Here is a 12,380-nt window from a genome sequence, read left to right on the forward strand (position 1 = left end):
CGGACTTGCATTATGAGCCGCATTACGCATTTACAATCCGGCAAAGCCAAACCAGCGGCTCGCCTTGGGCGGGACCGGGAGATCAAGGCCATGGATGCCATCGTCAAGAAACTGACCGTCGAAGCCCCGCGCCCCACCCGCGAAGAAGCCGAGCAGGCTGTGCGTACGCTTCTGTTGTGGGCGGGCGATGATCCGGAACGCGAGGGCCTGCTCGATACGCCTTCGCGTGTCGCAAAGGCCTTTGAGGAATTGTTCTCAGGCTACAGCGCCGACATTGACGACGTGCTCGGCCGGACCTTCGAGGAAGTCGGCGGCTATGACGACATGGTCCTGGTGCGCGACATCTCCTTCTTCTCGCATTGCGAACATCACATGCTGCCGGTGATCGGCAAGGCGCATGTCGCCTATCTGCCGAAGGGCCGCGTGCTTGGCCTGTCGAAGATCGCGCGTATCGTCGATGTGTTCGCAAAGCGCCTGCAGACTCAGGAGAACATGACCGCGCAGATCGCCCAGGCGATCGACGAGACGCTCAAGCCGCGCGGGGTTGCGGTTTTCCTTGAGGCCGAGCATATGTGCATGGCGATGCGCGGGATCCAGAAGACGGGGTCCACGACGCTCACCACAACATTCACCGGCGCCTTCAAGGACAATGCAGCCGAGCAGGCCCGCTTCATGTCCATGGTTCGGGGCCGTTAAGCTCGCGAGTTTTGACATGTCTGGTTTTGCTTTCGATGCGCCCTCGAGCGACAAGAAAATCCTTGAGGAAGGCCTCGCCTTCACGCCGAAGTTCGACGATCACGGTTTGGTCACCGCCGTGGTCACCGATGCGCGTGACGGCGAACTGCTGATGGTCGCGCATATGAATGCCGAGGCCATCGCGCTGACGCTCGAGACCGGCATCGGCCACTACTACAGCCGCTCGAGGGGCAAGATCTGGAAGAAGGGCGAAAGCTCCGGCAATCTGCAGACGGTCAAGGAAATGCGGGTCGATTGCGACCAGGATGCGATCTGGCTGAAGGTGGAAGTTGCCGGGCACGATGCCACCTGCCACACGGGCCGCCGCTCCTGCTTCTATAGGACGGCTCAGGTCGTGGATGGCAAAGCGTCGCTGACGATTGCCGACGATCACCGGCATTTCGATCCCGATCACGTCTACGGCCATTGACGCATGCCCCTTGCATAACGAAATCGTAAGCAGACAGTGTCCTAATATGAGCCGGAGTGTTCAGCTTATGGGGTACGGAGATGCTGAACTGGAGTATGATTTCGCATGGCGGCGCGACGGTAGCGCAGCCCGCCAAGGATGGCGCGACATCGCCATCCGGACCGGTTCTTCCTGAAAAGAAGGCGAAGGCAAAGGTGGCGCTCGCCCTGGGCGGTGGTGCCGCCCGTGGCTGGGCGCATATCGGCGTCCTCAGGGCGCTGGACGAGGAGGGTATCGAAGTCGGCATGATCGCGGGCACCTCGATCGGCGCGCTCGTCGGCGGATGCTATCTGGCCGGCAAGCTCGACGAACTCGAAGCCTTTGCGCGATCGCTGACCATGCGCCGCATCGCATCACTGCTCGATCTCACCATCGGTGGCGGCGGGCTTTTGGGCGGCATGCGGCTCACCAAGCGTATGCAGGAGCATCTCGAGGGGCTGAGGGTTGAAGATTTGCCGAAACCTTTTGTGGCGGTCGCCTCAGAGCTCAATAGCGGCCACGAAGTCTGGATCGATGGCGGAAGCCTGATTACGGCGCTTCGGGCGTCCTATGCCCTGCCCGGCATTTTCGAGCCCATCCACTGCAACAATCGCACGCTCATCGATGGCGCCCTGGTCAATCCGGTGCCTGTTTCGGTCTGCCGGGCCTATGAACAGCCGCTGGTGATGGCCGTCAACCTGCATTACGACGTCTTCGGGCGCTCGGCGGTGGTGAAACACAAGGCCTCCACGCCTGACAAGGCCAGTGAGGAGACGTCAAGAGCGCCGAACAAGGTTGGCCTCACCGGGGTGATGGTTCAGGCCTTCAACATCATCCAGGACCGCATATCGCGGGCACGCCTTGCCGGAGATCCGCCGGATCTCGCGCTGCATCCCCGACTCAATGATATCGGCCTGTCGGAATTCCACCGCGCCGGCGAAGCGATCGAGCGGGGCTATGAAGAGACCAAGGTGCGGGTGACCGAAATCCGACGCATGCAGGAAGCCGTTCTTCGTTGAAGGCGGCGCAGGCACCGCCTTCAAACATGTGCATGCGCAAACCGCTGGGTCAGCCGGCGATGTACGCCTTGATGTGCTCCGCTTCCTGTTCGATCTCGCGAATGCGCGACTTGACCACGTCACCGATGGAGATAATGCCGGACAGCTTGCCGTTGTCCTCGACGGGCACGTGGCGGAAACGGCGGCTCGACATCAGTTCCATCAGTTCGTTGACGCTGGTCTCCTCGCGGCAGCGATAGACGTTTGCGGTCATGAAGACGGAGACGGGCTGGTCGAAAGCGTCCTTGCCAGCGGTTCCGATAGCGCGCACAACGTCACGCTCCGTGAAGATTCCGACGATGCGGCTTTCCATGCCGACAACGACGACAGCACCGATCTTGTGCTCTTCGAGCACCCGGGCAGCCTCGCCGAGGCTAACGGTCGGGCTGATCGTGATGACGTTACGGCCCTTTTGTTCGAGTATGCTTCTGGCTGATGCAGGCATGCGTTCCTCCTCGCATAGAACACTCGGAAGGCAGCCCGATCCTCCTCAGGCCGCCCATCAAAAAGGGTGCCCTCAATTCAGCAAGAATGCAACTGGCACGGTTTCAAGCGGCCGTGTGGCGATGGCTATGGGGATCAAAAACGGCGAAACAGAAGAATCCGAGCAGGAAGCCTCCGATATGGGCGTCCCAGGCAATCGCCGCCGAATCGGCACCGATCATCGGCAGACCGAGGGCAATCGCGAGGTTTCCGAGAAACCAGACGATGATGAAGACACGTACCGTGCGATCAGCGAGCGCCTGGCCGACGGAGAGCAAGGGAGGCTCGCGGCCACCCGAACGCATCAGGCTGCGTTGCCGTTCGCCAAATGCGAATCGGCATGCCGCACCCATCAAGGCCGAGATAACGCCGGAGGCACCGACCATCAGCGATGGCACTCCCCAGTTCACCAGCGCATGAAGTGCGGCGGCCGCGACCGACGATATCACCCAGAACAGGAGAAAGCGTGTTTCGCCGATGCGGCGGCAAACCGGTGTGCCGAAGGCGGCCAGCCAGAGACTGTTGAAGGCGAGATGTTCGAAGCTGCCATGCAGAAGGGAATAGCTAATCGGCGTCCACAGCCACGCCAGGGATTGCTCGTCAAGCGGATAAATGTACCGGATGGGAGAGAAGCCGAACTCCACTGCAATCCATTGATTCAGGGCGGGAGACAGCAAAAATTCCTGAATGCCGTAAATGCCACAGATCAAGGCAAGGGCGGCCAGGATACCCGCCGGCAGGTTGAAGACGGGAGGATTGGACGGTGGGTCCTGCAGATATGACGTCTGACCTGCCTCATTGGTCGCGCTGCCTTCGCCACGAGATCCTGTGTCATCCTGCATCTAGCTATCCTTCCGCTGCGCCATCCATCAGGTAATGCAAGCAGAGACCAAAAAAAAGGCCGCCCGGTGGACCGAGTGGCCTTGGTGGCGCCGGGCGGATCGTCGCGCCGACTGGAGTTGGTGCCGAAGGCTTTGCTTCGCGTGTGATGAGGCCGTCATGCCATTTCCGCGGCAGCCCGACAATGGAAAGCCACTTTTAACCTTAACCCAGAACAGAATGACGTTCCGTCTGGAAAAAGCATGGCCAAAAGCAAACACTATATTAACGGCTCAACGGCTAATCTTGAGACACAGAGGAACAGACAGAACTTCCATGATGTACTCGACCCAGGCAAGCCAGAGCAACACGATCGCCTCGCCGGGACAGCAGCGCGCATTCCAGCGCGTCGCCGTCAGCCTGCAGGGCAGGCTCATGCTTGCCAATTACGAAGAGTATGTCTGCAAGGTCGTCGACATGTCGCCGGGCGACGTGCGTTTTGCCTGCGCGGGCATGCCGCGACCGGGTGAACGGGTTGTCGCATACATCGATCACCTTGGACGCATCGAAGGCACGGTCGTCAAGCTTACCGAAGACGGCTTCGTCATTACGATCAACGCCACCATCCGCAAGCGCGAGAAGCTCGCGGCCCAGCTCACCTGGATCGCGAACAAACATGAACTCGGCCTTCCGGAAGACCGTCGTCACGATCGTCTGACACCGCGGCAGACCCGCACCGAACTTACACTCGAGGACGGCAAAACATATCCCTGCCGCCTGATGGACCTCTCGCTGTCGGGTGCAGCTGTCGATATCGACATCCGGCCTCCTATTGGGTCTGCGGTCCGGCTCGGCAATATGCGTGGTCGCGTCGTTCGTCACTTCATGGAAGGTGTTGCCATCGAATTCCTATCCCTTCAATCGAAGGAAGCGCTCACCGAATTCCTCTGAAGGCATTCATATCTGGCATTCAAGGCGCCCACGGACCCCGTGAGGCGCCTTTTTCATTGCCGCATGCCGAGATCGTCCCAGAGCGGCACATGTTTTCCAAAAAATTTTTGTGCCAGATCGGACGAAAAACTAAGGCCCGACGGTCTGGTCCACGCCCCTGACCCCGTCAGCCTCGCACCCAAACACGCGTCCGATCGGCCGCACGACCTTGGCCGCCTCAACAGTCATCATTCAACTGCAAGCCATCAAGCCCATGTTTCCTAACGACAAATCCGGATTTTCAGGCCCTGACCCCGATGCAATCGGTAAAATGTCGCTCAAATTTGATCTTTATTTTCATCAATACATAATCAAATAAAACGCAAATACATGTAAATATAGAATCTGATTTGCATTTATTTCTCGCCTAATCTTACCGCTATTCTTCGCGGCCCATCAAATTATCTCTGTCATTGCTGTCTCCACTACCAGGAGGCAACCAATGACAACAAAGAAAAATCTGGGTATTGGAACTCTGGCCGCCGCCATCGCAGGCGCTCTGGCCTTTCAGGTTTCGGCGATGCCGGCCAACATGCAAATCGTCGGCAAGGCCAATCCGCCGATCGGACACTATGAATTCTGCCAGACCTATTCCGGAGAATGCGCCGGAAGCCAGACTGACAGCGGCCCGATGGTGCTGACCGAGGACCTTTGGAAGGCAATTCTCGAAGTCAACTACACCGTCAACAGCTCGATCACGCCCCTGACCGACATGGAAATCTATGGTGTCGAAGAGCGCTGGGCCTACCCCCGCAGCGTCGGCGACTGTGAAGACTTCGCGCTGCTGAAGCGCAAGATGCTGGTCGATCGCGGCGTCGATCCCGCCGATCTGCTGATGACCGTCGTGCTGCAGCCGAACGGTGAAGGCCACGCCGTGCTGACCGTCCGCACCGATCACGGCGACTTCATTCTCGACAACATGCGCAACAAGGTGCTGCTGTGGTCGGAAACGGAATACACCTACCTGAAACGTCAGTCCTCGAGCAATCCCGGTCGCTGGGTGAAGCTCCAGGATGGCCGCGCAGGAATCGTCGGCAGCGTGTCGCCGTAAGTCGCTTCGTATTCGCTTCTGGCCCGGTCTGTCCCCGCCTACCCGTCCCCCGACCGGAGCCAATGAGCCGGTCCCGTCCAACCGGGACCGGCTCTCCTTTTTTGACGAGGTCCGCGCCCCGCCTTTAACTGCAAATTAACCACGATCGCCGAACTCTGATGTCGCGGCCGCCATGGGATGTGCCGCGCCGAAAGGACGAGGGCATGGTGCGGGGCAACCCCAACAGTTTGCAGGCCGATGATGGGCGCATGCCGCTGATCTCCACGCGCTTCCTCGTCATGGCCACCCTCAGCATCCTGGTGCTTGCCCTTGCCTCGGTCGCGATCAGCTGGTTCGGCCGCTCCTATGGTGAGCGCCTATCACGCGCAGGGCACAGCGAGAGCACCGAGATCGTCAACATGATCGTTGGTCGCGACAGGCTCTCCGTTCCCGCCAATACCATCCGGTTCGAAAATCAGCGCACGGCTGGCATCGCCGAGCGGGTCGACATGTATCTGCTCTGGCCCGAGATGACAGGCTACTCCAGTGCCCAGCGCCGCCGGTTCGACGACCTTTCGCTCGCACATTCGCTGCTCTTCCTACAGATCTCGCAGAGCACCATGTCCCGCGACATGTCAGGGCGGGTGGAGCCGATCTATCGTCACCTGCTGTCGGACGGGAGCGCCACCGGCCCGGCCGGGCTGACCCTTCACACCTTCGAGACGGGCACCGGCTACGAAGGCGAGAGCCTGCTGACCGGCGAGCTTCCGGACGGATCGAGCTACGCCATTCGGTGCATGCTGCCCAAGGCAGGCGAAAAGCCGACCGGGAGCGATTGCCAGCGCGACATTCATGTGGGCGAGGATCTGACCGTCCTTTATCGCTTCTCGAGCGAGCAACTCGGACAGTGGAAGGCCATCGACATGGCGGTTCGCGACTATGTCGAAAGCCGCGCGAGCGCTGCGCTGCCGGCCTCGGCGCTTAAAAATCAATCCAAAACATCAACCGACCGTTCATCATAAACCTCTTGGTAAGCCTATTTCCGTAGGGTCCACCGAGATGGTCGCGATTGGGGGAGAGCGTCCGGTCGTCAATGGTGAGATTTAAAGAGTATCGTGGTGCATAAAGTTTTCGGAAGCTCCAACTTCGCAGCCGCTGTGCGTCGGCTAGTCCTCGCGGCGTTTGCGGTCTTCGTGACACTTGTCGCTGCCGTTGGCACTGTCCAGGCAAATCCCAAATATGCCGGCATCGTCATCGACGCGAAGACAGGCAAGGTGCTCTACAGCGAGAATGCCGACAGCCTGCGATACCCAGCCTCGCTGACCAAGATGATGACCCTTTACATGGTCTTCGAAGCGCTGGAGGCTGGTCGCATCTCGTTGAACAGCAAGGTTCCCTTTTCTGCCAATGCTGCCAAGGAGCCCCCGTCGAAGCTCGGCGTCGGGACCGGTCGCAGCATCACGGTCGAGCAGGCAATCCTGGCACTCGTCACCCGTTCGGCCAATGACGTGGCCACGGCTCTCGCGGAACATCTCGGTGGCTCTGAGCAGAGATTTGCACAGATGATGACAGCGAAGGCTCGCGGCCTCGGCATGACCAAGACGACCTATCGCAACGCCCACGGCCTGCCGAATACCGCGCAAATGACGACCGCGCGCGATCAGGCGCGGCTCGGCATCGCCCTGCGACAGCATTTCCCGCAGTATTACGGTTACTTCTCGACCCGCAGCTTCCGCTTCGGCAAGCAGACCATCGGCAACCATAACCGCCTGCTCGGCCAGGTGCGCGGCGTCGACGGCATCAAGACCGGCTATACGCGTGCTGCCGGATACAATCTTGCCACATCCGCAGAGGCTGGTGGACGCTCGATCGTGGCCGTGGTGCTCGGCGCCACCTCCGGCGCACGCCGCAATGCACAGATGACCAATCTGGTGCAGCGCTATCTGCCCGCAGCTTCCAGCACCCGCGGCGGCAGCAACCTGATTGCCAAGAACGATACGTCCGTCGCGCCGGTGGCTGCGACCGCATCGGTCTCCGCAGATTTGCCGAACCTGCCGCACACGGGTCCTCTGCCTGACCCGCGCTACAATGGCGTGGCGCAGGCCTATGCGGCCTCGCCTTCCGGTAATGCGGCCAGCGCCGCTCTGAACACGCTGCGCCCCGTGGCGCCGGCGGCTTCCAATGCTTCTCCGGTTCCGGTCCCGCAGCCTGCGCCTGCCTATCTGCCGAACGAAGGTGCGGCCGTTGCGCCTGCTCCCGCGACGCAGTCCGTTGCTGCTGCGGCGACGACGCCCCCAGATGTCGATGCAATGACCACCGCATCTACGGTGCCGTCAGCCGGCTGGGTGGTTCAGATCGGGACTTCGCCAGACAAGGAGCTGGCCATGAATCTGCTGCGTGATGCGCAGGAGAAAGGCGGAAAGGTATTGCGTTCCGCCACCCCCTTCACGGTCGCCTTCGGTGATGGCGCCAGCCAGATCTACCGCGCCCGCTTCGGCGGCTTCGACGACCAGCGTGACGCGGTGAATGCCTGTAATGCACTGAAGAAAAAGGGAATCCGCTGCTGGGCTGCAGCCCAGTAAAACGGTCGCCCAAAACCCTCGATTTGTACTGTTTACGAGGATAGTGGAATGGCATCGAAAGACTTCAGATACGGTCCCGTCGAGGATCAGGACAATGGCGGGCAGCTGGCGGCGACCAGTGTTCTCCATCCGCTCCACGAAGCGGCCTACCGGCTCGCAGATCTCGGGCTACGGGAGAAGCGGTCGAAGACCAAGGACCTGATCGGGCTGCTGCTGAGCCATGGTGCCCGCGCATGGCGCTATTCCCAGCCCGAAGCCAATATTCATCTGCACGTCTCGGCCCAGGGCGGTCGTTTCCCCGTCGTGCTACGGCTGCGCTGAGAACGGCGATCCTTCTATGCCGCTCTATCGCCTGGGTGACCGGATCCCTCAATTGCCCGCCTCCGATCGGTTCTGGCTGGCACCCGATGCGCAGGTCATCGGTGATGTGCGCCTCGGCGACGAGGTCGGCATATGGTTCGGGGCCGTCCTGCGTGGCGACAATGATCCGATCGTGATCGGTGCCCGGACCAACATCCAGGATGGCGTGATGGTGCATACGGACCCCGGCAAGGGTGTGACCATTGGCGAGGGCTGCACCATCGGCCACCACGCCATCATTCATGGCTGCAGCATCGGCAATAACTCGCTGATCGGGATGGGATCGACGGTTCTCAACGGGGCGCGCATCGGCGACAATTGCCTGGTGGGTGCCAATTCCCTGATCACCGAAGGCAAGGTCTTCCCCGACAATTCCCTCATCGTCGGATCGCCGGCGCGCGTCGTCCGGACACTGGACGACATCGCAATCGCGGGCTTGCGGCTCTCAGCAGAAAACTATGTGCGCAACTGGCGCCGCTTCGCAAGCGATCTGCAGCCTCTTTAATCTCTGAACTTTCAAGCAGCGATTTCGGCGCAGGACGAGCATGTCCCGCGCACTTCGATCGTGGTTTTCTCCGACTTGAACCTCAATCCGCGTGCGACCGTCGCCAGCTTGTGGTCGATATCGTGGTCGTGGAATTCGGTGACATGACCGCATTTGTTACAGATCATGAAGGCAACGGTGCCATGGCCGGAGCAGCCGTCATGCGGGTGGGCGCAGGCGACGAAGGCATTCAGGCTCTCCAGCCGATGGACCATGCCGAATTCCACAAGCTTGTCGAGCGCGCGGTAGACCTGGAGCGGGGCGCGAAAGCCATGTTCCCGCAGCTTGTCGAGCAGCGTGTAGGCCGAGAGCGGTCCTTCCGAATGGACAAGTGCGTCGAAGACGAGCGACTGGTTGCGCGTGAGATCGGTCTTGGTCATGGTCATGCACCCGGTCTGGCGTCTGAGGATCTGATGCCCGGCTTCGGCAGCAGGCTTATGAGGAAGAGCAGCAGGGCCGCAACGACAATCGAGGGGCCCGAGGGCGTGTCATAGGTCAGCGAGCCGAAAAGGCCCATGACGACGGCGACCGCGCCGATCACAGAGGCCAGAACCGCCATGACCTCCGGCGTCGAGGCAAAGCGGCGTGCGGCGGCGGCCGGGATGATCAGCAGCGAGGTGATCAAGAGGATCCCGACGATCTTCATGGCAATCGCGATGACCAGGGCCATCAGCAGCATGAAGATCAGTCGAGCCCGCTCAGGCTGCATGCCCTCGGCTTCGGCCAGTTCGACATTGACGGTGCCGGCGAGCAGCGGACGCCAGAGCCAGGCGATGATGGCGAGGACGAAAAGGCCGCCAATCCAGACAATGGCAACATCCGTCGGGGTCACCGCGAGGATATCGCCGAACAGGAAGGCGATAAGGTCGAAGCGGACCCAGCTCATGAAGGCGACCATGACAAGGCCGATGGCGAGCGTCGCATGGCTCAGGATGCCCAGGAGGGCGTCGGCCGACAACCCCTGCCGCTTCTGCAGGACGATCAGGATCAGCGACACCATGGAGGCGACGACAAACACGCTGATCATCAGGTTCAACGAGAAGAACAGCGACAGGGCCACACCCAGGAGTGCCGAATGGGCCATGGTGTCGCCAAAATAGGCCATGCGCCGCCAGATGACGAAACAGCCGAGCGGACCGGTGGTCAGGGCGAGGCCGATGCCGGCGAGAATGGCGCGGACAAAAAAATCATCCAGCATGGCCATGCTCCCTGTCCTTCACGACGGCCGCAACGCCATGCGCGTGGTCGTGGTCATGACTGTGGTCGTCGTGGTGGTCGTCATGACCATGGTCATGATGGTGATCATGGTCATCGTGATGGTGGTGGCCGTCATCCGGATGGCAATGGTCCGTGACGCTGCCATCGGCATGCAGAACGCGGCCATCGGGCAGATGGGTGTGATCGTGGTCGTGGCTGTAGACGGCCAGCGTCTGGGCCGCCTTGGCGCCGAAGAGCCGCATGTATTCGGGGCTTTGGCTGACAGCCGCCGGCGTTCCGCGGCAGCAGACATGGCCGTTGAGACAGATCACGGTGTCGGTTTCGGCCATCACCACATGCAGGTCGTGGGAGATCAGCAAGATGCCGCAGCCCGTTGTGTTCCGGATCGAGGTGATCAGGTCATAAAGTGCAATTTCACCGGAGAAATCGACGCCCTGGACGGGTTCGTCGAGCACCAGGATATCCGGCTTTCTGGCCATGGCACGGGCAAGAAGCGCGCGCTGGAATTCGCCACCCGACAAATGCTGCACTTCGGCATTGGCAAGATGTGCGATGCCGACCGCCTCGAGCGCGTTTTCAACTTCCGACGTCGACAGCGGGGCGGTCAGCGTCATCAGGCGGCGAACGGTCAGCGGCATGGTCCAGTCGACCGTCAGTCGCTGCGGGACATAGCCGACCGTGAGACCGGGCTTGCGCTCCACCCTGCCCTCGTCCGCCTTGATCACGCCAATCGCCATCTTGGCACTGGTGGATTTGCCAGAACCATTCGGGCCGATCAGGGTCACGATTTCACCCGGGCGGACGGAAAAGTCGACGCCGCGCACCAGCCAACGACCGTTTCTGCTGACACCGGCGCCGGTCAGCGACACCAGCGGCGCGGCCTCCCGTGATTTCATGGCATTCATGGAGTTCTCGAGATTTTGATGTTGCCACCTCCTATGCCACACGTTATAGCATAACGCAACGCAGGTAATAGTATTACATAACCACTCGCAGGAGCTTCGCATGACCCGCTATCGCCTCGGACTGGCTGCCTCGACGGCGTTTCTTCTTCTCTCGCCGACACTGGCGTCTGCCGCTCCCGACGTCGTGGTTTCGATCAAGCCGGTGCATTCACTCGTCGCCTCGATCATGAAGGGCGTGGGTGAGCCGTCGCTGATCGTTGAGGGTGCTGCTTCTCCGCATACCTACACGCTGAAGCCGTCCAATGCGCGCGCGCTGGAAAACGCCGACCTCGTCTTCTGGGTCGGCCCTGGCCTTGAAGCCTTCCTCGAGAAACCGCTGGAAGCGCTGCCGAAGGATGCCAAGGTGGTCGAGCTCGAAGATGCCGATGGCCTGACGAAGCTGCCCTTCCGCGAAGGCGGTGCCTTCGAGGGCCATGACCACGGCGAGCATGCCGAGGAAGGCGGTGAGCACGCCCATGGCGAGGCGGAGGAGCATGGACATGATCATGCTCACGAAGATGGCCACGACCATGGTGCGGAGAAGGCTGCAGCATCGGGGGGTCACGATGACCACGCGCATGGCGATCATGCCCATGACGAGCACGAGCATGGCGGCATCGACATGCATCTCTGGCTCGACCCGACCAATGCCAAGGCGATGGCGGCCGATATCGCGAAAAGTCTTGCTGAGGTCGATCCGTCGAACAAGGCCACCTATGAGGCAAACCTGACCGCCCTGAATGCGGAGATCGACGCGCTCGATGCCGAGATCGCCGCACAGTTAAAACCGGTCTTGGAAAAGCCCTTCATCGTCTTCCATGACGCCTACCAGTATTTCGAGAAGCGCTACGGTGTGCGTGTGGCCGGCTCCGTGACCGTCAGCCCCGAGACCATGCCGGGCGCCGAGCGCCTTTCGGCCATCCACGCCAAGATCGAAGAACTGGGTGCTGCCTGCGTGTTCGCGGAGCCACAGTTCGAGCCGAAGCTGATCGGCGTGGTGACCGAAGGCACCGAGGCGAAGTCGGGCGTGCTCGATCCCGAAGGCGGCGCGCTGGAGGCCGGCCCCGCGCTCTATGGACAGCTGATGCGCAACCTCGCAACGTCGATGAGCACCTGCCTGTCGCAGTAATCCTCCCTCCCCCGGGCAAGAAGGCGGGACCACGGTTCCG

Annotated in this window: 15 protein-coding genes; 10 read left to right on the forward strand and 5 right to left on the reverse strand. The window is 61.0% G+C overall.

The genetic code is table 11. The features are described 5' to 3' along the window. Positions 1-90: 90 nt before the first annotated feature. The 3 genes from folE (at position 91) to H6M51_RS12920 (ending at position 2,202) form a co-directional block, all read left to right on the forward strand. Positions 91-696, forward strand: coding sequence for a GTP cyclohydrolase I FolE (gene folE, locus H6M51_RS12910; RefSeq protein ID WP_185810246.1), 606 nt, complete (start codon positions 91-93; stop codon positions 694-696). Positions 697-712: 16 nt separating this feature from the next. After that, positions 713-1,165, forward strand: coding sequence for a phosphoribosyl-AMP cyclohydrolase (gene hisI, locus H6M51_RS12915; RefSeq protein WP_185810247.1), 453 nt, complete (start codon positions 713-715; stop codon positions 1,163-1,165). Between the two features lie 80 nt (positions 1,166-1,245). After that, on the forward strand, positions 1,246-2,202 hold the full coding sequence (locus H6M51_RS12920) for a patatin-like phospholipase family protein (RefSeq protein ID WP_185810248.1): 957 nt from the start codon (positions 1,246-1,248) through the stop codon (positions 2,200-2,202). A 49-nt stretch (positions 2,203-2,251) separates the two neighbouring features. On the opposite strand, the gene H6M51_RS12925 is transcribed toward H6M51_RS12920, so the two are convergent. Together H6M51_RS12925 and H6M51_RS12930 are read right to left on the reverse strand one after the other, a co-directional pair. Further along, the gene (locus H6M51_RS12925; RefSeq protein WP_185810249.1) at positions 2,252-2,686 is read right to left on the reverse strand and encodes a CBS domain-containing protein; all 435 of its coding nucleotides are present in this window, start codon (positions 2,684-2,686) and stop codon (positions 2,252-2,254) included. A gap of 103 nt (positions 2,687-2,789) precedes the next feature. Next, positions 2,790-3,566, reverse strand: a complete 777-nt coding sequence (locus H6M51_RS12930) for a rhomboid family intramembrane serine protease (protein ID WP_185810250.1) — start codon at positions 3,564-3,566, stop codon at positions 2,790-2,792. 316 nt (positions 3,567-3,882) lie between these two features. Between H6M51_RS12930 and H6M51_RS12935 the strand changes: the two genes are divergently transcribed. From H6M51_RS12935 to H6M51_RS12960, 6 genes are all read left to right on the forward strand, one after another. After that, positions 3,883-4,494: a PilZ domain-containing protein gene (locus H6M51_RS12935; RefSeq protein ID WP_185810450.1), complete on the forward strand. Its 612-nt coding sequence runs from the start codon at positions 3,883-3,885 to the stop codon at positions 4,492-4,494. A 481-nt stretch (positions 4,495-4,975) separates the two neighbouring features. Continuing rightward, complete coding sequence (locus H6M51_RS12940; RefSeq protein WP_185810251.1) at positions 4,976-5,584, forward strand: transglutaminase-like cysteine peptidase; 609 nt, start codon at positions 4,976-4,978, stop codon at positions 5,582-5,584. Positions 5,585-5,787: 203 nt separating this feature from the next. Then, a complete protein-coding gene (locus H6M51_RS12945; protein WP_185810252.1) occupies positions 5,788-6,585 on the forward strand; it encodes a hypothetical protein in 798 nt (265 codons plus the stop codon). A 96-nt stretch (positions 6,586-6,681) separates the two neighbouring features. Further along, positions 6,682-8,145 carry a serine hydrolase gene (locus H6M51_RS12950; RefSeq protein ID WP_185810253.1) on the forward strand — a complete coding sequence of 488 codons (1,464 nt, stop codon included), beginning with the start codon at positions 6,682-6,684 and terminating at the stop codon, positions 8,143-8,145. Between the two features lie 48 nt (positions 8,146-8,193). Next, positions 8,194-8,466 (forward strand): hypothetical protein, encoded by a 273-nt coding sequence (locus H6M51_RS12955; protein ID WP_246780511.1) that lies wholly within the window; start codon positions 8,194-8,196, stop codon positions 8,464-8,466. A 16-nt stretch (positions 8,467-8,482) separates the two neighbouring features. Continuing rightward, positions 8,483-9,010, forward strand: coding sequence for a gamma carbonic anhydrase family protein (locus H6M51_RS12960; RefSeq protein ID WP_185810254.1), 528 nt, complete (start codon positions 8,483-8,485; stop codon positions 9,008-9,010). A gap of 11 nt (positions 9,011-9,021) precedes the next feature. On the opposite strand, the gene H6M51_RS12965 is transcribed toward H6M51_RS12960, so the two are convergent. From H6M51_RS12965 to znuC, 3 genes are read right to left on the reverse strand one after another with little or no spacing between them, the layout of a single operon-like run. Then, positions 9,022-9,429 carry a Fur family transcriptional regulator gene (locus H6M51_RS12965; RefSeq protein WP_185810255.1) on the reverse strand — a complete coding sequence of 136 codons (408 nt, stop codon included), beginning with the start codon at positions 9,427-9,429 and terminating at the stop codon, positions 9,022-9,024. Positions 9,430-9,431: 2 nt separating this feature from the next. Next, on the reverse strand, positions 9,432-10,247 hold the full coding sequence (znuB, locus tag H6M51_RS12970; protein WP_185810256.1) for a zinc ABC transporter permease subunit ZnuB: 816 nt from the start codon (positions 10,245-10,247) through the stop codon (positions 9,432-9,434). After that, the gene (znuC, locus tag H6M51_RS12975; RefSeq protein ID WP_185810257.1) at positions 10,237-11,172 is read right to left on the reverse strand and encodes a zinc ABC transporter ATP-binding protein ZnuC; all 936 of its coding nucleotides are present in this window, start codon (positions 11,170-11,172) and stop codon (positions 10,237-10,239) included. Before znuC ends, znuB begins: the two co-directional genes overlap by 11 nt. Before the next feature lie 100 nt (positions 11,173-11,272). On the opposite strand from znuC, the gene znuA reads away from it, so the two are divergent. Then, a complete protein-coding gene (znuA, locus tag H6M51_RS12980) occupies positions 11,273-12,340 on the forward strand; it encodes a zinc ABC transporter substrate-binding protein ZnuA (RefSeq protein WP_185810258.1) in 1,068 nt (355 codons plus the stop codon). Positions 12,341-12,380: the final 40 nt, after the last annotated feature.

Source organism: Rhizobium sp. AQ_MP (assembly GCF_014237835.1).
Classification (GTDB): domain Bacteria; phylum Pseudomonadota; class Alphaproteobacteria; order Rhizobiales; family Rhizobiaceae; genus Allorhizobium.

Excerpts from the sequence above, each read along its gene's own strand:
- folE (WP_185810246.1), top strand. The coding sequence starts at position 91 with ATGGATGCCATCGTCAAGAAACTGACCGTCGAAGCCCCGCGCCCCACC.
- hisI (WP_185810247.1), top strand. The coding sequence starts at position 713 with ATGTCTGGTTTTGCTTTCGATGCGCCCTCGAGCGACAAGAAAATCCTT.
- H6M51_RS12920 (WP_185810248.1), top strand. The coding sequence starts at position 1,246 with ATGCTGAACTGGAGTATGATTTCGCATGGCGGCGCGACGGTAGCGCAG.
- H6M51_RS12925 (WP_185810249.1), bottom strand. The coding sequence starts at position 2,686 with ATGCCTGCATCAGCCAGAAGCATACTCGAACAAAAGGGCCGTAACGTC.
- H6M51_RS12930 (WP_185810250.1), bottom strand. The coding sequence starts at position 3,566 with ATGCAGGATGACACAGGATCTCGTGGCGAAGGCAGCGCGACCAATGAG.
- H6M51_RS12935 (WP_185810450.1), top strand. The coding sequence starts at position 3,883 with ATGTACTCGACCCAGGCAAGCCAGAGCAACACGATCGCCTCGCCGGGA.
- H6M51_RS12940 (WP_185810251.1), top strand. The coding sequence starts at position 4,976 with ATGACAACAAAGAAAAATCTGGGTATTGGAACTCTGGCCGCCGCCATC.
- H6M51_RS12945 (WP_185810252.1), top strand. The coding sequence starts at position 5,788 with ATGGTGCGGGGCAACCCCAACAGTTTGCAGGCCGATGATGGGCGCATG.
- H6M51_RS12955 (WP_246780511.1), top strand. The coding sequence starts at position 8,194 with ATGGCATCGAAAGACTTCAGATACGGTCCCGTCGAGGATCAGGACAAT.
- H6M51_RS12960 (WP_185810254.1), top strand. The coding sequence starts at position 8,483 with ATGCCGCTCTATCGCCTGGGTGACCGGATCCCTCAATTGCCCGCCTCC.
- H6M51_RS12965 (WP_185810255.1), bottom strand. The coding sequence starts at position 9,429 with ATGACCAAGACCGATCTCACGCGCAACCAGTCGCTCGTCTTCGACGCA.
- znuB (WP_185810256.1), bottom strand. The coding sequence starts at position 10,247 with ATGCTGGATGATTTTTTTGTCCGCGCCATTCTCGCCGGCATCGGCCTC.
- znuC (WP_185810257.1), bottom strand. The coding sequence starts at position 11,172 with ATGAATGCCATGAAATCACGGGAGGCCGCGCCGCTGGTGTCGCTGACC.
- znuA (WP_185810258.1), top strand. The coding sequence starts at position 11,273 with ATGACCCGCTATCGCCTCGGACTGGCTGCCTCGACGGCGTTTCTTCTT.